This window comes from Streptomyces ardesiacus (assembly GCF_003112575.1).
In the GTDB taxonomy this organism is placed as follows: domain Bacteria; phylum Actinomycetota; class Actinomycetes; order Streptomycetales; family Streptomycetaceae; genus Streptomyces; species Streptomyces ardesiacus.
The window spans coordinates 191,759-214,028 of record NZ_BEWC01000006.1 but is presented as its reverse complement, the minus strand read 5'-3'; the positions used below and the strand labels follow the sequence as shown (position 1 = coordinate 214,028).

General features: G+C 73.1%; 20 protein-coding genes and 1 pseudogene. 12 read left to right on the top strand and 9 right to left on the bottom strand.

The window, feature by feature from the left end; genetic code table 11:
* Window positions 1–17: 17 nt before the first annotated feature.
* A pseudogene (locus tag Sdi02f_RS21045) lies at window positions 18–574 on the top strand (histidine phosphatase family protein); the annotation flags it as partial.
* A 2-nt stretch (window positions 575–576) separates the two neighbouring features.
* Here the strand turns inward: Sdi02f_RS21045 and Sdi02f_RS21040 are convergent.
* Window positions 577–1,053, bottom strand: coding sequence for a DUF6314 family protein (locus Sdi02f_RS21040; RefSeq protein ID WP_167458220.1), 477 nt, complete (start codon window positions 1,051–1,053; stop codon window positions 577–579).
* A 158-nt stretch (window positions 1,054–1,211) separates the two neighbouring features.
* Here Sdi02f_RS21040 and Sdi02f_RS21035 point away from each other — a divergent pair, with 158 nt between their 5' ends.
* Entirely contained in the window at window positions 1,212–3,686 is a 2,475-nt protein-coding gene (locus tag Sdi02f_RS21035; RefSeq protein ID WP_108933834.1) for an alpha-L-arabinofuranosidase family protein, read from the top strand.
* A 75-nt stretch (window positions 3,687–3,761) separates the two neighbouring features.
* Window positions 3,762–4,286, top strand: coding sequence for a P-loop nucleotide/nucleoside kinase family protein (locus Sdi02f_RS21030; protein ID WP_108933833.1), 525 nt, complete (start codon window positions 3,762–3,764; stop codon window positions 4,284–4,286).
* A gap of 63 nt (window positions 4,287–4,349) precedes the next feature.
* Here Sdi02f_RS21030 and Sdi02f_RS21025 read toward each other — a convergent pair whose 3' ends face one another.
* Both Sdi02f_RS21025 and Sdi02f_RS21020 read right to left on the bottom strand, forming a co-directional pair.
* On the bottom strand, window positions 4,350–5,135 hold the full coding sequence (locus Sdi02f_RS21025; protein WP_108933832.1) for a helix-turn-helix transcriptional regulator: 786 nt from the start codon (window positions 5,133–5,135) through the stop codon (window positions 4,350–4,352).
* A gap of 31 nt (window positions 5,136–5,166) precedes the next feature.
* On the bottom strand, window positions 5,167–6,870 hold the full coding sequence (locus tag Sdi02f_RS21020; protein ID WP_245962227.1) for an amidohydrolase: 1,704 nt from the start codon (window positions 6,868–6,870) through the stop codon (window positions 5,167–5,169).
* 180 nt (window positions 6,871–7,050) lie between these two features.
* Here Sdi02f_RS21020 and argC point away from each other — a divergent pair, with 180 nt between their 5' ends.
* Genes argC through Sdi02f_RS20995 form a run of 5 tightly spaced genes read left to right on the top strand, consistent with a single transcriptional unit; the run spans window position 7,051 to window position 11,884 of the window.
* Window positions 7,051–8,079, top strand: coding sequence for an N-acetyl-gamma-glutamyl-phosphate reductase (gene argC / locus Sdi02f_RS21015; RefSeq protein WP_108933830.1), 1,029 nt, complete (start codon window positions 7,051–7,053; stop codon window positions 8,077–8,079).
* On the top strand, window positions 8,076–9,227 hold the full coding sequence (argJ, locus tag Sdi02f_RS21010; RefSeq protein ID WP_030399145.1) for a bifunctional glutamate N-acetyltransferase/amino-acid acetyltransferase ArgJ: 1,152 nt from the start codon (window positions 8,076–8,078) through the stop codon (window positions 9,225–9,227). The genes argC and argJ overlap by 4 nt, the downstream gene beginning before the upstream one ends.
* On the top strand, window positions 9,224–10,132 hold the full coding sequence (gene argB, locus Sdi02f_RS21005; protein ID WP_030399144.1) for an acetylglutamate kinase: 909 nt from the start codon (window positions 9,224–9,226) through the stop codon (window positions 10,130–10,132). Before argJ ends, argB begins: the two co-directional genes overlap by 4 nt.
* Window positions 10,129–11,337, top strand: coding sequence for an acetylornithine transaminase (locus tag Sdi02f_RS21000; protein WP_031184885.1), 1,209 nt, complete (start codon window positions 10,129–10,131; stop codon window positions 11,335–11,337). Before argB ends, Sdi02f_RS21000 begins: the two co-directional genes overlap by 4 nt.
* Before the next feature lie 7 nt (window positions 11,338–11,344).
* The gene (locus Sdi02f_RS20995; RefSeq protein ID WP_030399142.1) at window positions 11,345–11,884 is read left to right on the top strand and encodes an arginine repressor; all 540 of its coding nucleotides are present in this window, start codon (window positions 11,345–11,347) and stop codon (window positions 11,882–11,884) included.
* 95 nt (window positions 11,885–11,979) lie between these two features.
* On the opposite strand, the gene Sdi02f_RS20990 is transcribed toward Sdi02f_RS20995, so the two are convergent.
* The 5 genes from Sdi02f_RS20990 to Sdi02f_RS20970 all read right to left on the bottom strand — a co-directional run bounded on the left by Sdi02f_RS20990 (window position 11,980) and on the right by Sdi02f_RS20970 (window position 16,327).
* Window positions 11,980–12,720, bottom strand: a complete 741-nt coding sequence (locus Sdi02f_RS20990; RefSeq protein ID WP_030399141.1) for an FAD:protein FMN transferase — start codon at window positions 12,718–12,720, stop codon at window positions 11,980–11,982.
* Between the two features lie 43 nt (window positions 12,721–12,763).
* Complete coding sequence (locus Sdi02f_RS20985; protein WP_167458219.1) at window positions 12,764–13,519, bottom strand: FMN-binding protein; 756 nt, start codon at window positions 13,517–13,519, stop codon at window positions 12,764–12,766.
* Between the two features lie 27 nt (window positions 13,520–13,546).
* Window positions 13,547–14,929 (bottom strand): ferredoxin reductase family protein, encoded by a 1,383-nt coding sequence (locus tag Sdi02f_RS20980; protein WP_167458218.1) that lies wholly within the window; start codon window positions 14,927–14,929, stop codon window positions 13,547–13,549.
* A gap of 87 nt (window positions 14,930–15,016) precedes the next feature.
* Window positions 15,017–15,736, bottom strand: a complete 720-nt coding sequence (locus Sdi02f_RS20975) for a L,D-transpeptidase family protein (RefSeq protein WP_030399138.1) — start codon at window positions 15,734–15,736, stop codon at window positions 15,017–15,019.
* A 3-nt stretch (window positions 15,737–15,739) separates the two neighbouring features.
* A complete protein-coding gene (locus tag Sdi02f_RS20970) occupies window positions 15,740–16,327 on the bottom strand; it encodes a pyridoxamine 5'-phosphate oxidase family protein (RefSeq protein WP_030399137.1) in 588 nt (195 codons plus the stop codon).
* Between the two features lie 120 nt (window positions 16,328–16,447).
* Here Sdi02f_RS20970 and argH point away from each other — a divergent pair, with 120 nt between their 5' ends.
* The 4 genes from argH to Sdi02f_RS20950 all read left to right on the top strand — a co-directional run bounded on the left by argH (window position 16,448) and on the right by Sdi02f_RS20950 (window position 21,132).
* On the top strand, window positions 16,448–17,875 hold the full coding sequence (gene argH, locus Sdi02f_RS20965; protein WP_030399136.1) for an argininosuccinate lyase: 1,428 nt from the start codon (window positions 16,448–16,450) through the stop codon (window positions 17,873–17,875).
* Between the two features lie 102 nt (window positions 17,876–17,977).
* Complete coding sequence (locus tag Sdi02f_RS20960) at window positions 17,978–18,949, top strand: aldo/keto reductase (protein WP_108933829.1); 972 nt, start codon at window positions 17,978–17,980, stop codon at window positions 18,947–18,949.
* A gap of 102 nt (window positions 18,950–19,051) precedes the next feature.
* Complete coding sequence (locus Sdi02f_RS20955) at window positions 19,052–19,603, top strand: TetR/AcrR family transcriptional regulator (RefSeq protein ID WP_030399134.1); 552 nt, start codon at window positions 19,052–19,054, stop codon at window positions 19,601–19,603.
* Complete coding sequence (locus tag Sdi02f_RS20950; protein ID WP_030399133.1) at window positions 19,600–21,132, top strand: MFS transporter; 1,533 nt, start codon at window positions 19,600–19,602, stop codon at window positions 21,130–21,132. The genes Sdi02f_RS20955 and Sdi02f_RS20950 overlap by 4 nt, the downstream gene beginning before the upstream one ends.
* 72 nt (window positions 21,133–21,204) lie before the next feature.
* Here Sdi02f_RS20950 and Sdi02f_RS20945 read toward each other — a convergent pair whose 3' ends face one another.
* Entirely contained in the window at window positions 21,205–21,825 is a 621-nt protein-coding gene (locus Sdi02f_RS20945; protein WP_231909120.1) for a lysophospholipid acyltransferase family protein, read from the bottom strand.
* Window positions 21,826–22,270 lie beyond the last annotated feature (445 nt).

The window sequence follows — 22,270 nt, the reverse complement described above, 5'->3', positions numbered from 1 at the left end:
CGCTCCACCATCACCGCATGGCGCTTCGGGTCACGTTCGTCGCGGCCGCACGCGGCTCACCGCTGCTCGCGGAGCGCTTCGACGACGACCGGCCGCTGGACCGGGCCGGGTGGGACGAGGCGCTGCGCGCGGCGGGCGCCCTCCTGCCGCTCGCGGCGGCCGAGCTGCGCTACTGCTCGCCCACGCCCCGCAGCCGCGCCACCGGGGACGCCCTCGGCTGCGCTCCGCTGGTCCAACCGGCCCTGCGGGACTGTGACATGGGCCGGTGGCGCGGCCTGACGCTCGGTGAGGCGATGGCCCGTGAGCCGGAGGCCGTGGACGCCTGGCTCGCCGACCCGCGCTCGGTCCCGCACGGCGGGGAGTCGCTGCTGGCCTTCATCACCCGGGTCGGCAACTGGCTCGACACCCGTCCCGGCGAGGACGGCGACCGCATCGTCGCCGTGGCCGAACCTCCGTGATCCGGGCCGCGCTGGTCTACGCCCTGAAGGCGCCGCCCGGAACGTACTGGAACCTCGACGTCCGCCCCTTGTCGGCGACCACCGTGACGGGGCGCGCGGGCCGCTGGAGCCTGCGTCTCTAAACCCGGCCCGGGCCGGGGTGCCGCCCGCTCGGCGTTTCCCGCACGTAATCCGTCGTGAGCAGCAGGTCCTTGGCCGGACCGCCCACCCGCCACACCGTCCGCCAGCGGTCGGGTCCGCGCACCGTGAACTCGCCCCGGTACAGGTCGGCGGCGCACGGGTGGTCGGCCACGTGGCGCCCCGAGGTCAGGTCCAGGCCGTGGAAGGGGCGGCCGTCGGCGAAGCGCACGTCGGCCCGGCCCGGCCCGGCGCCCGGCTCGTAGCGCAGCGTGCGCTCGGCGGGCCGGGTCACGCCCTGCCAGGTGAAGGCGCCCGACTCGCGGCTGATCAGCCCGCCGGCGTCGAGCGGGTCGAAGGCCGTGACCCCCGTGAACCGGCCGTCCAGGCCGTTCGCCAGGTCCCGCACCGACCGCTCGGCGCGCCAGCGCCCCGCGAGGTACGCCAGTACGTCGGGCACCGGCCACAACTCGCCCATTTCCACTCGCTTTCCCGCTCCGGCCCACTGGTTGCCGCGCGACCCATTGACGCGCCTGATCCCCCTCCCTATCTTGCCGTTCGAAGTACTGACCGGCGTCCGACATCCCGAACATCTGAAGGCTGGAACACCCCCCTAGTGAGAGCCGCGGAGCATCCATGTCACGCACCCGCTGGAGACTCGGTCTCAGCGCCACCGCCCTCCTGACGGCATCCGCCCTGCTGCCGTCCCCGGCACACGCGCAGGCCGCCGCCGACTACACGATCACCGTCGACCCGTCCGCCCGGGGCGCGGCGATCGACGACACCATGTACGGCGTCTTCTACGAGGACATCAACCGGGCCGCCGACGGCGGCCTGTACGCGGAGCTGGTGCAGAACCGGTCCTTCGAGTACTCCACCGCCGACAACGCCGCGTACACCCCGCTCACCTCCTGGACCGCCGACGGCTCGGCCCAGGTCGTGAACGACGACGGCCGCCTCAACGAGCGCAACCGCGCCTACCTCTCCCTGGCCGCCGGTTCCACCGTCACCAACACCGGCTACAACACCGGCATCCGCGTCGAGAAGGGCGCGAGGTACGACTTCTCCGTCTGGGCCCGCGCCGAGAGCGGCACCACCCTCACCGTCACCCTCAAGGACGCCGCGGGCACGCTCGCCCCGGTGCGCCAGGTGGCCGCCAAGGGGAAGTGGCGCAAGTACACCGCGGACTTCACCGCCACCCGCACCAGCAACCGCGGCCGCCTCGCCGTCACCACCACGGCGGGCGCCGCCCTCGACATGGTGTCCCTCTTCCCCCGCGACACCTACAAGCACCAGCCGAACGGCCTGCGCAAGGACCTCGCCGAGAAGATCGAGGCCCTGCACCCCGGCTTCCTGCGCTTCCCCGGCGGCTGCCTGGTCAACACCGGCTCCATGGAGGACTACAGCGCGGACTCCGGCTGGCAGCGCAAGCGCTCCTACCAGTGGAAGGACACCATAGGGCCGGTCGAGGAGCGCGCCACCAACGCCAACTTCTGGGGCTACAACCAGAGCTACGGCCTCGGCTACTACGAGTACTTCCGCTTCGCCGAGGACATCGGCGCCATGCCGCTGCCCGTCGTCCCCGCCCTGGTCACCGGCTGCGGCCAGAACAAGGCCGTCGACGACGACGCGCTGCTGAAGCGGCACATCCAGGACACCCTGGACCTCATCGAGTTCGCCAACGGCCCCCGCACCAGCGAATGGGGCAGGAAGCGCGCCGAGATGGGCCACCCCAAGCCCTTCCACCTCACCCACCTGGAAGTCGGCAACGAGGAGAACCTCCCCAAGGAGTTCTTCGCCCGCTTCGAGCAGTTCCGCGCCGCCATCGAGGCGACGTACCCGGACGTCACCGTCGTCTCCAACTCCGGCCCCGACGACTCCGGCGCCACCTTCGACACCGCCTGGCAGCTCAACCGCGACGCCGGCGTCGCCATGGTCGACGAGCACTACTACAACAGCCCGCAGTGGTTCCTGCAGAACAACGACCGCTACGACTCCTACGACCGGAACGGCCCCGCGGTCTTCCTCGGCGAGTACGCCTCCCAGGGCAACGCCTGGAGGAACGCGCTGGCCGAGGCCGCGTTCATGACCGGCCTGGAACGCAACGCCGACGTGGTCAAGCTCGCCTCCTACGCCCCGCTGCTCGCCAACGAGGACTACGTGCAGTGGAACCCGGACCTGATCTGGTTCAACAACCACGCGTCCTGGGGCTCGGCCAACTACGAGGTCCAGAAGCTCTTCATGAACAACACCGGTGACCGCGTCGTCCCGTCGCAGGCCACCGGCACCCCCGCCGTCAGCGGCCCCATCACCGGCGCCGTCGGCCTGTCGACCTGGGCGACCAGCGCGGCGTACGACGACGTGAAGGTCACCTCCGCCGACGGCAGGACCCTGCTGTCCGACGACTTCTCCGGCGACGCCTCGCAGTGGAGCCACAGCGGCGCCGGGAGCTGGACCGTCCAGGACGGCCAGTACGTCCAGACCGACACGGCCGCCGAGAACACCCTGGTCACGGCGGGCGACCCGGCCTGGCGGGACTACGACCTGCATGTGAGGGCCACGAAGAAGTCCGGCAAGGAGGGCTTCCTCGTCGCCTTCGGCGTCAAGGACACCGGCACCTACTACTGGTGGAACCTGGGCGGCTGGAACAACACCCGGTCGGCAGTGGAGCAGGCCACCGACGGCGGCAAGTCGACGCTCGTGTCCAAGGCCGGGTCGATCGAGACGGGCCGCGCCTACGACATCGACGTCAAGGTCCGGGGCCGCCAGGTCACCCTGTACCTCGACGGCCAGGAGTGGGGCGGCTTCACCGACGACAAGCCGGCCGAGCCCTTCCGCCAGATCGTCACGCGCGACGACCGCACCGGCGAGCTGATCGTCAAGGTCGTCAACGCCCAGGACACCGCGGCCCGCACCGCCGTCGACCTCGGCGGCGCCAAGGTCGCCTCCAAGGCCCGCGTCACCACGCTGGCCGCCGGCCAGGACGCGGTCAACACCGAAACCGACGCACCGGTGACCCCGGTGACCTCGACCTTCTCGGGGGTGGCGAGCGAGTTCACGTACACCTTCCCGGCGAACTCGGTGACGTTCCTGAGGATCGCGCAGCGGTAGTCCGGCGGCACACCACCCGGACCGGCGACGGATCCTTTCCCGCGACGTCGCCGGTCCGGGCTAGCCTGCGGACGCATGATCGTATGGCTCAACGGAACCCACGGTGCGGGCAAGACGACGACGGCCGCGCGGGTGCAGAGGCTGCTCCCCGACTCCCGGGTGCTCGACGCCGAGAAGGTCGGCGAGACCCTCATGGACATCACGCCGGGGCTGCCCGAGACGGACAACTTCCAGCACTGGCCGCCGTGGCGGCCGCTCGTCGTCGAGACCGCCCGCCGGGTGCTCGACTACGCCGGCGGGACGCTGGTGATGCCGATGACGGTGCTGGTCGAGGAGTACTGGCGGGAGATCGCCGCCGGTCTCGCCGGGCACGGGATCCCCGTGCGGCACTTCGTCCTCCACGCCGACCAGGAGACCCTGCGGAGGCGCATCGCGGGGGACACCGTGGTCGGACCGGACTCGTCGTTCCGTCTCCGGTACCTCCAGCCCTACGCCGAGGCGGCCCGCGCCTGGCTGCACGCCGAGGCCGAGGTCGTCGACACCACCCGCCTCACGCCCGGCCGGGCCGCGCTGCGGATCGCGGAGGCCGTCAAGGGCTGAGACGACCCGCCGGACCCTCCTCCCGGCGCGCCCGGGGCCGGGCCTCGCACCGACGGGCCGGGGTCAGACGGAGGGACCGATGCCCAGGGCGGCGGCCCGTGCGGCGGCCGCCGCACGGTTGGGGAGGCCGAGCTTGGCGAGGATGTGCTCGACGTGCGTCCCCACGGTGCGCGGTGTGACGTGGAGCCGCTCGGCGATCTCCCGGTTGGTGCGGCCCGCGGCCACCTCGGCCAGCACCTGGACCTCCCGCGGCGAGAGCCGGCCGGGCCGCGCGTCCGGCTCCCGTCCGCGCGCGGCGGGGCCGTCCGGGGCGGGGCCCCCGGAGGGTGGGCCCGCGCGGGAGCCGACGGCCGCGGCGAGGGCCTCGGTGAGCAGGACGACCACGGCGCGCGCCGGGTCCGGAGCGTGCCGTGGCCGGCGGGTGCTGACGTTCAGCATGCCGACGTACCGGCCGTCGGTGTCGAACAGGCACTGGGCCACGCCGCCCTCGACGCCCAGCGGAGACAGCACCTCCCGGAAACCGGGGGAGGCCGCCAGGAGGTGCCGGGGGACGTCCGTGAGCCAGAGGCCGCCCCGGGCCGGGCCGTGGAGGAGGGGGAAGACCGGATCGTGGTGGAGACGGGTTTCGATGTAGGCGGTGGCGTCGTCCGGGTAGCTGCCGGCGAGCGTGGTGTGGCGCCGGCGCAGCGGGTCCCACCGGGCCAGGGAGGCGTGGTCGTACTCCATCACCTCCGACAGGGCCGCCAAAACCGCGTCCATGCCGGTCGCGCCGCTCGTGGCGCTCCTGGCGGCCGCACGAACGTGGACGGCCGCGTCCAGGACGTCCGACGCACTCCGCTCCGCTGCCATCGTCCAAGGATGATCACGTGCCCGGTCCGGGTCAATCGCGCAGGGTGTCGTGGACGATCCGCCCGTCCACGACGGTGAGCAGCACGGGCATACCGGGTATGTCGTGGGGGTCGGCGGAGAGCAGGTCCCCGCCGAGCAGGCAGAGGTCGGCCACCTTGCCGGGCTCCAGTGAGCCCTTCCAGCCGTCGGCGAAGTCCTGCCAGGCCGCGTCGATCGTGTACGTACGGATCGCCTCGGCCAGGCCGATGCGCTGCTCGGGGCCGCTGACCCGGCCGGCGGCCTTCGACTCGCGCAGCATCATGGTGGCGACGCCCTGACGCCAGTCCGGGAACGTGACGGGGGCGTCGGACCCGCTGGTGACCCGCACCCCGGCGTCGAGGGCGGCCCGGTACGGCCACGCGTACGCGGCCCTGTCGGGACCGACGAACGCCTCCTCCATGTCCGCGACCGTCCACTTGACGGTCGGGTTCATGTTCACGCCGAAACCGTGCGCGGCCAGCACCTTCATGCTGCGCGCGGTGAGGAAGTCGCCGTGGATGACGTAGTGGCGGGCGTCGGGACGCGGGTGCTCGGCCGCGGCGGCGGCGAAGGAGTCCGTGACGGTGTCGATGCCCCGGTCGCCGGTCACGTGGACGCCCACCTGGTGTCCGGCGGCGTGGGCGTGCCGGATCATGGCGTCGATCCCGGCGACCCGCTCGGCGTCGGTCGCGCCGCCCACGCACAGGGAGCCGCAGCCGCCGCCGACGTACGGCTCGTGCATCCACGCCGTCCGGTTCGGGACGATGCCGTCGGCGAAGATCTTGACCCCGTGGATCGCGAGGCGGCGCGGATCGGTGTCGCCGCACTCGACGAGGGCGGTGAGGGCACGGGCGAACTCCTCGGCGGTGCTCGCCATTCCGGTGGGCAGGAGCAGCACGCCGACACGGGCGGTCAGTTCGCCGTCGGCCAGCAGCCGGCGGTAGACGTCGAGGGTCTCCGCACCGAGCGCACCCCGCATGATGCCGGCCCCGCCGGGTCCGAGCCCGGGCTCGGTGTAGCTGGTCACGCCGAGTCGCGCGAGCGTGGCCAGGGTCGACCTGATCGCCTCGGTCCGCTCCCGCCGGCCGAGCGGCGGCAGCGCGTTCTGGACGAGGGCCTGGGCCCCCTCGTGGAGCAGCCCGGTCGGCTCTCCGGCCCCGTCCACGACGACGGCCCCGCCCGGCGGCGCGACGGTGTGCCGGTCGATGCCGATGAGCTCCAGGGCCTTGGAGTTGACCCAGGTGGCGTGCCCGGAGAAGGAGTACAGGACGACGGGACGGTCCGGGCTCACGGCGTCGAGGTCGTGCCGCGAGGGCAGCCGCGACGGATCGGAGAGGCACTCGGCGAGGTAGCCGGTGTCCCAGCCGTGCCCGGTGATCCACCCTTGGGCCGGGGTCCGCCGGACGGCCTCCCGTACCGCACCGGCCACGTCCGCGAGCGAGGACACGGCGGGATGGCCGAGGTCGAGGGAGAGCGGCGGCGTCGCCATGCCGAAAGCGCAACCGTGCAGGTGGGAATCGTTGATGCCGGGGAGCAGGGTGGCCCCGCGCAGGTCGACCACGCGGGTGCCGGGTCCGACCAGCGGCGTGACGTCGTGCCCCTCCCCGACGGCACTGATGACGCCTCGGGTCACCGCCAGGGCCGAGGCGACGGAGAACTCCGCGTCGACCGTGACCACCCGTCCGCCCACGAACACCAGATCCGCGTACGCGCCCACAGAAAATCCTTTCACCACCGGGCGCACCAGGGCACCCGGGAACGATCTCCCGAGGACTATGGCCGCCTTCCCGCCCGCCGCACATCGGTCATTCCACCGATACGCGCACCGCCGTGCGGACTGGATTGCATAAACGTGCATGGAAACGTATAGTCATGCCATCCAGGAGGAGGGTTTCCCATGGCGGTACGTGCGGCGGTGGCCGGAGCGAGCGGGTACGCGGGCGGTGAGCTGCTGCGTCTGCTGCTGGCCCACCCCGAGGTCCAGATCGGCGCCCTGACCGGCAACTCCAACGCGGGCCAGCGCCTCGGCGCGCTGCAGCCGCACCTGCTGCCGCTGGCCGACCGCGTGCTGGAGGCGACCACGCCCGAGGCGCTCGGCGGGCACGACGTCGTCTTCCTCGCGCTGCCCCACGGGCAGTCCGCCGCCGTCGCCGAGCAGCTCGGGCCGGACGTCCTCGTCGTCGACATGGGCGCCGACTTCCGGCTCCGGGACGCGGCCGACTGGGAGACGTTCTACGGTTCCCCGCACGCCGGGACCTGGCCCTACGGCCTCCCCGAACTGCCGGGTGCCCGCGCCGCGCTGGAGGGGTCCAAGCGCATCGCGGTGCCCGGTTGCTACCCGACCGCCGTGTCCCTGGCCCTCTTCCCGGCCTACGCCGCGTCGCTGGCCGAGCCCGAGGCCGTGATCGTCGCCGCCTCCGGCACGTCCGGCGCGGGCAAGGCGGCCAAGCCGCACCTGCTGGGCAGCGAGGTCATGGGCTCCATGTCGCCGTACGGCGTCGGCGGCGGCCACCGGCACACCCCCGAAATGATCCAGAACCTCGGCGCGGTCGCCGGGGAGCCCGTCACCGTCTCCTTCACGCCGACCCTCGCGCCGATGCCGCGCGGCATCCTCGCCACGTGCACCGCGAAGGCCCGGCCCGGGGCCAGCGCCGAGTCGGTCCGGGCCGCCTACGAGAAGGCCTTCGCCGACGAACCGTTCGTGCACCTGCTGCCCGAGGGACAGTGGCCCGCGACCGCCTCCGTGTACGGCTCCAACGCCGTCCAGGTGCAGGTGGCGTACGACGCCGCCGCGCACCGGATCATCGCCATCAGCGCCATCGACAACCTGGCCAAGGGCACCGCGGGCGGTGCCGTCCAGAGCATGAACCTCGCCCTGGGTCTCGACGAGACCACCGGACTGACGACGATCGGAGTTGCGCCGTGAGTGTGACGGCAGCAAAGGGATTCACGGCGGCGGGCATCGCCGCCGGGATCAAGGAGAGCGGCAACCCCGACCTGGCCCTCGTGGTCAACACCGGCCCCCGACGCTCCGCCGCCGGCGTCTTCACCTCCAACCGCGTCAAGGCCGCGCCGGTCCTGTGGTCCGAGCAGGTCCTCAAGAGCGGTGAGCTGACCGCCGTCGTCCTCAACTCCGGCGGTGCCAACGCCTGCACCGGGCCCCAGGGCTTCCAGGACACCCACGCCACCGCCGAGAAGGCTGCCGACGTGCTCGGCACCGGCGCCGGCGAGGTCGCCGTCTGCTCCACCGGACTCATCGGCGTACTGCTGCCCATGGACAAGCTGCTCCCGGGCGTGGAGACGGCCGCCGCCCAGCTCTCCGAGCACGGCGGTGAGAAGGCCGCCATCGCGATCAAGACCACCGACACCGTGCACAAGACGTCCGTGGTCACCCGGGACGGCTGGACCGTCGGCGGCATGGCCAAGGGCGCGGGCATGCTCGCCCCCGGCCTCGCCACCATGCTCGTCGTGATCACCACCGACGCCGACCTGGAGACCGAGGCCCTGGACCGCGCCCTGCGCGCCGCCACCCGGGTCACCTTCGACCGGGTCGACTCCGACGGCTGCATGTCCACCAACGACACGGTGCTGCTGCTCGCCTCCGGCGCCTCGGGCGTCACTCCGGAGTACGCCGACTTCGCCGAGGCCGTCCGCGCGGTCTGCGACGACCTGGGCCAGCAGCTCATCCGGGACGCCGAGGGCGCCAGCAAGGACATCAAGGTCGAGGTCGTGAACGCCGCGACCGAGGACGAGGCCGTCCAGGTGGGCCGCACCATCGCCCGCAACAACCTGCTCAAGTGCGCCATCCACGGCGAGGACCCCAACTGGGGCCGCGTGCTCTCCGCGATCGGCACCACCGACGCCGTCTTCGAGCCCGACCGGCTCAACGTCGCCATCAACGGCGTCTGGGTCTGCAAGAACGGCGGCGTCGGCGAGGACCGCGAACTCGTCGACATGCGCTACCGCGAGGTGCACATCGTCGCCGACCTCGCCGCGGGCGACGCCACGGCCACCATCTGGACCAACGACCTCACCGCCGACTACGTCCACGAGAACAGCGCGTACTCCTCATGAGCAACGGACCCACGCGGAAGCACACCGCGCTCCCCAAGGCCCAGATCCTCGTCGAGGCGCTGCCCTGGCTGACCCGGCACCACGGCAGGACCGTCGTCATCAAGTTCGGCGGCAACGCCATGGTCGACGAGGACCTCAAGGCCGCCTTCGCCCAGGACGTCGTCTTCCTGCGCCACGCCGGCCTCAAGCCCGTCGTCGTGCACGGCGGCGGCCCGCAGATCAGCGCCGCCCTCGACAAGCACGGCATCGTCAGCGAGTTCAAGGCCGGCCTGCGGGTCACCACCGAGGACGCCATGGACGTCGTACGGATGGTGCTGGCCGGGCAGGTGCAGCGCGAGCTGGTCGGGCTGCTCAACCAGCACGGGCCGCTCGCCGTCGGCCTCACCGGCGAGGACGCCCACACCCTGACCGCCACCAAGCACCGGCCGGAGATCGACGGGGAGCCCGTCGACATCGGCCGGGTCGGCGAGATCACCGAGATCGACACCGGCGCCATCGAGGCCCTGCTGGCCGACGGCCGCATCCCGGTCGTCTCGTCGATCGCCCGTTCCCAGGACGACGGACATGTCTACAACGTCAATGCCGATACGGCGGCTGCGGCACTCGCTGCGGCGCTCGGCGCCGAGACGCTCATGGTCCTCACCGACGTCGAGGGCCTTTACGAGGACTGGCCGGACTCCGACGAGGTGATCAGCCGCCTCACCGCGTCCGAGCTGGAGAAACTGCTGCCCGACCTGTCCTCCGGCATGGTGCCGAAGATGGAGGGCTGCCTGCACGCCGTGCGCAACGGCGTCACCACCGCCCGCGTCATCGACGGCCGGGTCCAGCACTCGATCCTGCTGGAGATCTTCACCGACGAGGGCATCGGCACGATGGTCGTGCCGGACGAAGAGGGGGAGTCATGAGCAACGCGGAGCTGACCGAGCGGTGGCAGGGCACGCTCATGAACAACTACGGCACACCGCGCCTGCCCCTGGAGCGCGGTGAGGGCTCCCGGCTGTGGGACGCCGACGGCACGGAGTACCTCGACTTCGTCGGCGGCATCGCGGTCAACGCGCTCGGCCACGCCCACCCGGCTGTGGTGGACGCCGTGAGCCGGCAGATCGCCTCCCTGGGCCACGTCTCCAACCTCTTCATCGCCGAGCCCCCCGTCGCCCTCGCCGAACGGCTGCTCCAGCACTTCGGCCGCGACGGCAAGGTCTACTTCTGCAACTCCGGCGCCGAGGCCAACGAGGGCGCCTTCAAGATCGGCCGGCTGACCGGGCGGCCGCACATGGTCGCCACCCGGGGCGGCTTCCACGGCCGCACCATGGGCGCCCTGGCCCTGACCGGCCAGCCCGCCAAGCAGGAGCCCTTCCTGCCCCTGCCCGGCGACGTCACCCACGTGCCGTACGGCGACCCGCAGGCCCTGGCCGCGGCGGTCACCGAGGAGACGGCGCTGGTGATCATCGAGCCGATCCAGGGCGAGAACGGCGTCGTCGTGCCGCCCCCCGGCTATCTCAAGGCGGCCCGCGCGATCACGGCCGCCACCGGTGCGCTGCTCGTCCTGGACGAGGTGCAGACCGGCGTCGGCCGGACCGGGCACTGGTTCGAGTACCAGGCCCACGAAGGCGTCCTGCCGGACGTCGTCACCCTCGCCAAGGGCCTCGGCGGCGGACTGCCGCTCGGCGCGACGGTCGCCTTCGGCCGCGCCGCCGACCTGCTCCAGCCCGGCCAGCACGGCACGACCTTCGGCGGCAACCCGGTGGCGTGCGCCGCCGGACTCGCCGTCCTGGACACCATCGCGGACGAGGGGCTGCTGGACAACGTCAAGCGGCAGAGCGAGAAGCTCCGGGCCGGCGTCGAGGCCCTGGGCCACCCGCTGGTCGCCCACGTCCGGGGTGCCGGACTCCTCCTGGGTATCGTGCTCACCGAGCCGCTCGCCGCCCAGGTGCAGCAGGCGGCTCAGGACGCCGGAATCCTGGTGAACGCGCCCGCGCCCGATGTCGTACGGCTGATGCCCGCGCTGAACCTCGGCGACGACGTGGTGGAGGCGTTCCTCGGGGCGCTGCCCGGCATCCTTGACCAGGCCGCCGACACGGCCCACGGGGACGGACGATCCGGAGAATGAGACGACGATGAGCCACGCGCAGGAGCACGAGCAGACGGCCGGGCCCGCCCTGCCGCAGACCCGCACCGCACGCCACCGCCGGATCGTGGACATCCTCAACCGGCAGGCGGTGCGCTCGCAGAGCCAACTGGCGAAGCTGCTCGCCGACGACGGGCTCACCGTCACCCAGGCGACGCTCTCCCGGGACCTGGACGAGCTGAACGCGGTCAAGATCCGCAACACCGACGGCGACCTCATCTACGCGGTGCCCAGCGAGGGCGGTTTCCGTACCCCGCGGGCCCCGCTCGGGGAGTCGGCCAAGGAGGAGCGGATGCGGCGGCTCTCCGCGGAGCTGCTGATCTCCGCGGAGGCGTCCGCGAACCTCGTGGTCCTGCGGACCCCTCCGGGGGCGGCGCAGTTCCTCGCCTCGGCGATCGACCAGGCGGAACTGCACGACATCCTGGGGACGATCGCGGGCGACGACACGTTGCTGCTGATCAGCAGGGAGCCGGCGGGCGGGCAGGCACTGGCGGACCACTTGCTGCGGCTGGCCCAGAACGGGGGCTGAAGGGGGCGGTGCGGTGGTCTGCCGACCGCGGGCACCTCGTTGCTCATCGCGCGCCGCTCTCCGCGCCCCCGGGACGCTGCGGCGGGGCCGGCGGCTCACCCCAGCCGGCCCGCCAGGCCCCCCGTGCACCGCACCTCGTCCCCCGCCGTGATCAGCAACGCCTCCACCCCCTCCAGCGACTCCAGCCACCGCAGCCCCTCCCGCGCCCCCATCGCGAATGCCGCCGTCGCCCAGCAGTCCGCCCACGTCAGCCGGGGCGCCACCACCGTCACGGACAGCAGGTCGGTCACCGCCGAGCGCCCGGTGCGCGGATCGACGACGTGCGCACCCCGCTCGGCGGAGCCGGACGTCGCCACGGCCAGCTCCGCCGCTCCCGCCGCCGAGACGACCGCCGCGAGCCCGCCCGGACGCAGCGGGTCCGACACCCCCACCCGCCACGGCCGCGCCGCACCCGGCACCCCGAGCACCTGCACGTCACCGCCCCCGTTGACGCCGACGCCCCTCGCACCGGTGGCCGCCGCGACCCGTCGCGCGGCACGCTCCACCGCCCAGCCCTTGACGATCCCGGTCGGATCGAGCCGTCCGGCGTACCGCGTGCTGAACCAGCCGTCGCTCACCCGTTCCGCCTCGGCCGCCAGCCCCAGCACCTCGGCGACCTCCGGCGCGCACGCCCCGACGGTCAGCTCCCCGCGCGCCAGCCGGGAGATCTGGCTGTCGTCCCGGTAGGTGCTGAAGACCTCGTCGGCCCGGTGCAGCCCGGCGGCCGCCTCGTCCAGCGCCGCCCGGACGGCCGCCGGTTCCCCGCCGCGGACGTCGAAGGAGAAGACGGTCCCCATCGCCTCCACCGCCCTACGCACCGCGGCGGGAGCCTGCGCGCCGTCAGCCACCGGCCCGGTCCAGCGCCGACTGGAGGGACTGTCTGTACCCGGCGCTGGTGTAGGTGGCGCCGGAGACCGCGTCGATGTCGGCGCTGCCCGCGGCGACGGCCGCCCGCTCCAGCTTCGGCACGGCCTCCCCGGTGATCCGGTCGCTCCGGCCGCCCTTGGGCGTCTGGAGGGCCTCGACCCCGGTGATCCTCCCGCCGCTCACGGTCACCCGGACCTGCACGGGCCCGTACTGGGTCCGCACGGCGTCACCGGTGAGCACCTGCGTGCCGCGCCCAGGCCCGGACTCGGACCCGGACCCGGCCGGGGCCGCCGCCTTGTCCAGGGCGGACTGGAGGGACTGTCTGTACCCGGCGCTGGTGTAGGTGGCGCCGGAGACCGCGTCGATGTCCGCGCTGCCGGCCGCGACGGCCGCCCGGTTCAGCTTGGGCACCGCGTCCGCGGTGACCCGGTCGCTCTGCCCGCCCTTGGGCGCCTGCACGGCCTCGGCGCCGGTGATCCTCCCGCCGCTCACCGTGAGGCGGACCTGCACGGGCCCGTACTGGGTCCGCACGGCGTCTCCCGTGACCGTGCTCGCCCCGGCGTCCCGGCCGCCCTGCGGCGACTGCGCGGCCACCGGCGGGGCCGCACCCCCCGCCGCCGGGGCGGAGCCCGGGCCGGACGCCGGTTTCAGCGACAGCAGCAGCACGATTCCGGACACCGTGGCGGCCCCGGCGAGCACGGCACGCCGAACGGGGTGGCTTTTCCTCATCTGTCCTGGACTCCCGATGTCCGTCGCTCACATCGCGAACGACTCGTGGTGGATACGGCGAGCGGGGACCCCCGCGCCGCGCAGTGCCTCGTACACCGACTGGGCGAAGCCGGGGGGCCCGCACAGGAAGACGTCGTGGCGCTCGACGTCCGGGATCTTGCGGGCCAGGGTCTCGGCCGAGATGTCCGGGCGCTTCCCGTCCGGGCTGTTGACCGCGTACATCAGCCGGGCGCCGCGCTCGTCGGCGATCCCGGCCAGTTCGTCCCAGAGCGCCAGGTCCTGGGTGCTGTTGGCCCGGTAGAGCAGCGTGATGTCGCCGGAGGCGCCGGGCAGCGTCTCGAACAGCGCCCGCATCGGGGTGATCCCCACCCCGCCCGCCACCAGCAGCACCTTGCCGCGGCTGCGGCGCTGGGCGGTCAGGGCGCCGTACGGGCCCTCCGCCCACACCCGGGTCCCGGGCCGCAGCTCGCGCAGCCGGGCGCTGTGGTCGCCGATCGCCTTCACGGTGATCCGGAGCAGATCCGGGCGCGGCGCCGCCGACAGCGAGTACGGGTGGGAGCTGAACCGCATCCCGGGCGCGAGGAACCGCCAGCGGAAGAACTGCCCGGCCTCCGCGCCCATCCGGTGCAGCCGGCGCCCGCCGATCAGCACCGACACGATGCCGGGCGTCTCCTCGATCACCGCCTCCACCCGCATCCGGTGCCGCAGGTTGAGGCGCAGGGGGGTCAGCACCCGGTACCAGAGCACCAGGGCGGTCACGGAGCCGTACAGGGCGTACCAGAGGGTCCCGGCGAGCGGCTCGACGGCGAAGTCGTTGCCGGTGGTCAACTGGTGCCAGAAGGTCAGGAACACCGCCGCGTAGGTGAGCAGGTGCACGTGGTACCAGGCGTCGTACGGGAGGCGGCGGCGGACGGGGCCGGCGGACAGCAGCCCGATGACGACCAGCAGGGCGGTGCCGACGGCCGCCTTGCCCATGTCCGGCAGCCGGTTCACGGAGTCCACTGTCTGGGCGACGACGTCGCCGGGGCCCCTGCCCGCCTGGGCCGCGTAGCCCCACATGGTCAGCACGACGTGGGCGAGGACCAGGCAGAGGGTGTAGCGGCCGGTCACGGCGTGCCAGCGGGCGACCCGGTCCGAGCCGACTCGCCGTTCCAGCGCCGGCACCCGGGCCATCTGCAGCACCACGAGCGCCATCAGGTACCCGGCGAGCAGGCCGGTGATCCGGCCCGTGCCGAGGATCCTGCCGGCGTCGTCGGAGATGGCGGGCGTGTTGCGCCACCACAGCCACAACACGCCCGCCGCACCCGCCCACACGGCGAGCAGCAGGGGGACGGCGGGGGAGCGGCGCGGACGGATGCGCCGCATGGTCTGGCGGCGGGCGGCACGGCCGCCGGCGAGCGTGGTGGTCACGGTTCCTCCGTGGGACTCGGCCCTTGGCCCACAGATACGCGCCGCGTCCGGCGAGCGTTCAGCCCGCGCCGGTTCCGCCGTCCGGGTTCAGTACCGGGTGATCGCCGTCGCCCCGCCCGGGGTCCCGATCGCGATGTGCGGCCGTTCCCCCGGCTCGGCCCACCGCAGGATCCGCCGCATCGCCTCCTTCGGCACCGACACGCAGCCCGCCGTCGCCCCGCGCCCGTCGACGTGCAGGAAGATGCCCGCGCCCCGGCCGCGCACCGGGCGGTCGTAGTTGAAGCCGACGACGAGGGCGTGCGCGTACTGCGTCCGGTAGGTGATCAGGTGCTCGGCCTCGGCGGCCCGGCAGTCGGCGGGGCGGGGTTCGGTCCAGCGGTTGTAGGAGCGGGAGGCGTTGTCCTGGCACCACCAGGAGTTCTCGCGCACCGGACGGTACCGGTACGCCGTCCCGCGCGGCGGCGCCTCGGTGCCGAAGGCGTACGGCAGGCCGTACAGCCCCGTCGGCGTGGTGTTCGTGCCCTGGACGCGGCCGGCCCCTGCGGCGAGACCGCCGGAGCCGAAGCGGGCGGGGGCGGAACCGGCCGCCACCCAGGGACCGTCGCTGCCGCCCCTGCGGTCCCACCAGGTGACGGTGCCCGTGGTCGAGCCGGTGCCCTCCGCGACCGCGGTGATCAGCTGGGTGCCGCCGCCGGTGTCCGCCATCCGGGCCGGCAACGGCGGGGAGGCGTCGCCGCCGGCGGGGGCGGCGCCGAGCGTGAGGAGGGAGGCGGAGACGAGGACGGCGACGGGGACACCGGGGCGCATGGCTCAGACGGTAGAGGGAGGCAGCGGGAGCGGCAGCCCGGGAAGACCGTCGATGCTGTGGGCGATGTGCTCCTTCTTGGTGAAGTACGCGTTCAGCGAGGCGTCGTCCTCACGGGCGAACCGCCTGCCGTGCAGGTCCCGGTCGCTCTCGTACGCCATGAAGGGGACGGCGTAGCCGCAGGTGTCGCGGATGAGTTCGGCGCGCACGACGACGACCGCGCGCAGCCCGTGCGCGGCGGGGTCGATGTCCGGGAAGTGGGTGAGCAGTTCGGGGAAGCGGGGGTCGTCGCGGAAGACGGGCTCGCCGCGGCCGTGCACCCGCACGATGTTCGGCGGGCCCTGGAAGGCGCACCACATCAGGGTGATGCGCCCGTTCTCCCGCAGGTGGGCGATGGTCTCCGCGTTGGAGCCCGCGAAGTCGAGGTAGGCCACGGTCAGTTCGTCGAGCACCGCGAAGCTGCCCGTGAGGCCCTTGGGGGAGAGGTTGACCGTGCCGTCGCCGGCCAGCGGAGCGGTGGCGGTGAAGAAGAGGGGCTGGGCCTCTATGAAGGTGCGGAGTCTGCCGTCTATGCGCTCATAAGTCTTTCCCATGTCTAACGATTATGGGGGGTGGGCGCCGCGACGGGCGCCGCCCACCGCAAGATTGACGAATCATGCAGAGTTCTGCATACTCATGCAGAACAGTGATCGTACGGTTGAGGAGCGACCCAAGTGAGCAGCAACAGCGGTGACGTCCGGCTCTGGGGCGGCCGTTTCGCCGACGGTCCCGCCGAGGCCCTGGCGAAGCTGTCCGCGTCCGTCCACTTCGACTGGCGGCTCGCGCCCTACGACATCGCCGGTTCCCGCGCCCACGCGCGCGTGCTGCACGCGGCGGGGCTGCTCACCGAGGACGAGCTGAACCGGATGACCGCCGGGCTGGACCAGCTGGAGGCGGACGTCGCCGACGGCTCCTTCACCGGCACCATCGCCGACGAGGACGTCCACACCGCCCTGGAGCGGGGGCTGCTGGAGCGGCTCGGCCCCGACCTCGGCGGCAAGCTGCGCGCCGGGCGCTCCCGCAACGACCAGGTGGCGACCCTCTTCCGGATGTACCTGCGCGACCACGCCCGGACCGTCGGCTCGCTGATCGCCGACCTCCAGGACGCGCTGATCGGCCTCGCCGAGGCGCACCCGGACGTGGCCATGCCCGGCCGCACCCACCTCCAGCACGCCCAGCCGGTGCTCTTCGCCCACCACGTCCTCGCCCACGCCCAGGCGCTCGGCCGGGACGCGGAGCGGCTGCGCCAGTGGGACGAGCGCACGGCCGTCTCCCCCTACGGCTCGGGCGCCCTCGCCGGCAGCAGCCTCGGCCTGGACCCGGAGGCCGTCGCCCGCGACCTCGGCTTCGAACACGGCAGCGCCGGCAACTCCATCGACGGCACGGCCTCGCGCGACTTCGTCGCCGAGTTCGCCTTCATCACCGCGATGATCGGCGTCAACGTCTCCCGGATCGCCGAGGAGATCATCATCTGGAACACGAAGGAGTTCTCCTTCGTCACCCTCCACGACGCCTTCTCCACCGGCTCGTCGATCATGCCGCAGAAGAAGAACCCCGACATCGCCGAGCTGGCCCGGGGCAAGTCCGGGCGGCTCATCGGCAACCTGACCGGCCTGATGGCCACCCTCAAGGCCCTCCCGCTCGCGTACAACCGCGACCTCCAGGAGGACAAGGAGCCGGTCTTCGACTCCATCGACCAGCTGGAGGTCCTGTTGCCCGCCTTCACCGGCATGATGGCCACCCTCACCGTGCACCGCGAGCGGATGGAGGAGCTGGCCCCGGCCGGGTTCTCGCTCGCCACCGACATCGCCGAGTGGCTGGTCAAGCAGGGCGTGCCGTTCCGCGTCGCGCACGAGGTGGCCGGCGAGTGCGTCAAGGTCGCCGAGGCCGACGGCAAGGAGCTGGACGAGCTGACCGACGAGCAGTTCGCCAAGATCTCGGCGCACCTCACCCCCGAGGTGCGCACCGTCCTCAACGTCCCCGGCGCCCTCGCCTCCCGCAGCGGCCGCGGCGGTACGGCGCCCGGCGCGGTCGCCGTCCAGCTCGCCGAGGTGAAGGCGGACGTGGCGGCCCAGCACGCGTGGGCGGACGCCAAGAAGTAGCGGCAAGCCGTGGCAGCCGGTGTGCCCGGAGGGCATCGCGGTTACGTTGGTCAACAGCTCAGCAGCCCGACCGCTTCAGCAGCCGACCGAACGGAGCCCGCGATGCCCTTCGCCCGCCTGGCCGCGGCGACCACCCCCACCTGCCACATCGGACTGGGTCTCGCCGCCGTCGGCCGCCCCGGCTACATCAACCTCGGCCGCGACCGCGACCTCGGAGAAGACCGCACCGTCGAGGCGCTGCGCGAACGGACCCACGACCTCCTTGACGCCGCCTACGCCCAGGGCGTGCGCTACTTCGACGCGGCCCGCTCCTACGGGCGCTCCGAGGAGTTCCTCGCCGACTGGCTCCGGGAGCGGTCCGACGTCGACGACGTGGTCGTCGGCAGCAAGTGGGGCTACACCTACACCGCCGACTGGTCCACCGACGCGGAGAAGCACGAGGTCAAGGACCACGGCGTCGCCACCTACGACCGCCAGCGCGCCGAGACCGACGCCCTGCTCGGCGACCGGCTCGACCTGTACCAGATCCACTCGCTCACCCCGGACAGCCCGGCCCTCGGCGACAAGGAACTGCACGCCAGGCTCGCCGAGGCCGCCGCACAGGGCCGCACCATCGGCTTCTCCACCAGCGGCCCCGCCCAGGCCGACGCCATCCGCGCCGCGCTCGCCGTGACCGTCGACGGCGAGCCCCTCTTCCGTACCGTCCAGTCGACGTACAACGCGCTGGAGACCTCCGCCGGACCCGCGCTGGCCGAGGCGCACGAGGCCGGGCTCACCGTGATCGTCAAGGAGGGCATGGCCAACGGCCGCCTCGCCGACCGGCACGCGCCCGACGTCCTCAGGGCCGTCGCGGAGGAGACGGCGCTGGGCTGCGACGCGGTCGCCCTCGCCCTGGTCCTGCGCCAGCCCTGGGCCGGTGTCGTGCTCTCCGGGGCCGCGACCGTGAGTCAGCTCGGCTCCAATCTGCACGCCGCCGTCGTCGACCTCGACGACGACCAGGTGGCCCGTCTCGGCACCCTCGTCGAGGCCCCGGAGGCCTACTGGGAGCGGCGCGGACAACTGCCCTGGCACTGAGCCGCCCCCTCCCTTCGCCCCGCATCCGTGACCACCCCTGAACGGTGAGTCACGCATGCCCTGAATGAGACAAGACTGTCTCATGTGGGTTACCGTTGTCTCATGGCCGTCGATCGAGAACAGGTACTGCGCAGCGCCGCGGCCCTGCTGACCCGCAAAGCCACCGCGACCATGGACGAGGTCGCCCGGGCCGCCGGGATCAGCCGGGCCACGCTGCACCGGCACTTCGCCGGGCGCGACGCCCTCGTGCGGGCGCTGGAGTCGCTCGGCATCGCCGAGTGCGAGGCCGCCCTCGAGGAGGCCCGCACCGACGAGGGGCCGGCGGCCGAAGCGGTGCGCCGGCTGGTCCGCGCGATGGAACCCTCCGCCGCCCTGCTCGCCTTCCTCTACACCGAGAACCAGCTCTTCGAGGGCGAGGAGCAGAACGAGGGCTGGGCCCGCATCGACGCCGCGTTCACCGAGCTGTTCCGCAGGGGGCAGGAGAGCGGCGAGTTCCGCATCGACCTCACGCCCGCCTGGCTCACCGAGGCGCTGTACGGCCTGCTGGCCTCCGGTGCCTGGGCCGTGGCCGAGGGCCGTGTGGCCCGCAACGACTTCACCCACATGATCGCCGAGCTGCTGCTCGGCGGCGCGCTCCGGAGAGAGGAACCATGAACCGCACCCTGCAGCCGGCCCGCCCGACCGAGGCGGTGAGGCGACCGGGCCGCTGGCTGGCGCTGTCCGTCCTGGTGCTGGCCGTGCTGCTGGTGGCCGTCGACGCGACCGTCCTCGGTCTCGCGACCCCCTACATCAGCGAGGACCTCGCCCCCTCCGGCACCCAGTTGCTGTGGATCGGCGACGTCTACTCCTTCGTCATCGCCGGTCTGCTCGTCTCCATGGGCAGCCTCGGCGACCGCATCGGCCGCAAGCGCCTCCTGCTCGCCGGCGCCACGGCGTTCGGCGCGATATCCGTCCTCAACGCCTACGCGCACACCCCCGAGGTGTTGATCCTCGCCCGGGCCCTGCTCGGCGTCGCGGGCGCCACCCTGATGCCCGCCACCCTGGCCCTGATCCGCAACCTCTTCCACGACCCGCGCGAACGCAGTCTCGCCGTCGGCATCTGGGGCGCGGCGGCCTCCGCCGGTGCCGCGGTCGGCCCGGTCGTCGGAGGGTTCCTGCTGGAGCACTTCTGGTGGGGCTCCGTCTTCCTGATCAACCTGCCCGTGATGGCCGTCCTGGTCGTCGTCGGCGTCAAGCTGCTGCCCGAGTCCCGCAACCCGGACCCCGGCCCCTGGGACCTGCCCAGCGTCGCCCTGTCCCTGGTCGGCATGGTCGGTGTCGTGTACGCCGTCAAGGAGACCGCCGCCCACGGGTTCGCGTGGGCCACCCTGGCCGCGGGTCTGCTGGGCGCCGCCGCGCTCTACGGCTTCGTCCGCCGCCAGTTGACCATGCCGGTGCCGCTGCTCGACATGCGGCTGTTCCGCAACCGCGGCTTCAGCGGCGCGGTCCTGGCCGACCTGCTGACCATCCTCGGCCTGTCGGGGCTGGTGTTCTTCCTCTCCCAGTACCTGCAACTGGTCCAGGGCAGGCGGCCCTTCGAGGCGGGCCTGGCCGAACTGCCCGCCGCCGTCGGCGCGGTGGTGGCCGGCCTGATCGCGGGCCGCGCGGCGCGGCGCTTCTCCGTCCGTGCCGTGGTCTCCGGCGGGCTCGCCGCCGTCGGCCTCGCCCTCGCCGCGCTGACCGTCGTCGGCCAGCACACCGGCTACCCGCTGCTCGGCACGGCCCTGCTGGTCGTCGGCCTCGGCGCGGGCTTCGCGTTCACCGTCACCGCCGACGTGATCCTCTCCAGCGTCCCCGGGGAACAGGCGGGCGCCGCGTCCGCGGTCTCGGAGACGGCGTACGAACTCGGCGCCGCCCTCGGCATCGCGGTGCTCGGGTCCATCGTGACCGGCGTCTACCGCGACTTCACCGGGCCCGCGGGCACCCCGGACGCGGCCCACGAGTCACTGGGCGGCGCGGTGGAGGCCGCCGCGCACCTGCCCGCCCCCGCCGCCGGGGCACTCCTGGACTCCGCCCGGCAGGCCTTCGTCGACGGCCTGGCCCTCGCGGCCGGCGTCGGGGCCGTGGTCCTGCTGGCCGCCGCGGCGGCGGCCTGGTTCCTGCTGCGGGGCCAGCGTCTGGAGGACGGGGTGGAACACCCGTAGCCGCGGGGCGCGGAAACGCGAGACGGCGGACCGCTCACCGAGCGGCCCGCCGTCCTCGTCACCGGCGCGGAGCTACGCCGCCTTCGCCTTGCTGGCGTACATGTCCACGTACTCCTGGCCGGACAGCCGCATGACCTCGGTCATCACGGAGTCGGTCACCGCCCGCAGGACGTAGCGGTCGCGGTCCATGCCCTCGTAGCGGGAGAACTCCATCGCCTCGCCGAAGCGGACCGTGACCCGGCCCGGCCGCGGCAGGCCCGCGCCGCCCGGCTGGAGCTTGTCGGTGCCGATGACGGCGAAGGGGACGACCGGGGCGCCCGTCATCAGGGTGAGCCGGGCGATACCCGTGCGACCGCGGTACAGGCGGCCGTCGGGGGAGCGGGTGCCCTCCGGGTAGATGCCGAAGACGTGGCCCTCCTCCAGGATGCGGCGGCCGGTCATCAGCGCCGCCACCCCGCCCCGGCCGCCGTCCCGGTCGACCGGGACCATGCCGACCCCGGTGAAGAACCAGGCCATCAGCCGGCCCTTGAGGCCCTTGCCGGTGACGTACTCGTCCTTGCCGATGAAGAAGACCTGCCGGTCGCAGGTCAGGGGCATGATCACCGAGTCGATGAAGGTGAGGTGGTTGCCGGCCAGGATCACCGGACCGTCGCCCGGGATGTTCTCCACACCCTCCACTCGTGTGCGGAACATCAGGCGCATGATCGGACCGAGCACTGCCTTGATGAACACGAAGCGGGACAACGGGCCCTCCGGTGTCGGGGATGCGGTATGAGTCTGTGCAGGTGAGGACATTACTCGCGGTCCGGGGGGTCACGCACCCCGGGTTGCCCCGGCCCCCGCGCGGTGTTGACGCGCGTTCACCTGCGAAGCCGCGGCGTCGCAGGGCCGGCGTGCCCCCGCCCGGGTGTGAGGCAGGTCGCGTCCGTGAGCGCCGCAGCGGCGGTCCACGGTGCGGACACGGGCCGGATCCAAGCACACCCGGCCCGCGCACCGCGTGAGGCGCGCCGCCCGGAGGGCGCCGTATCCGGTTCCTCCTTTTCGCCTGCCCCGCCACGCCGTACGGCATGCCGCCCGCGCCCGCGGCGCGGCATCGTCGCGCAATCCCCGCGCACCCGCGTGTTCCGGCGGCGGTCTC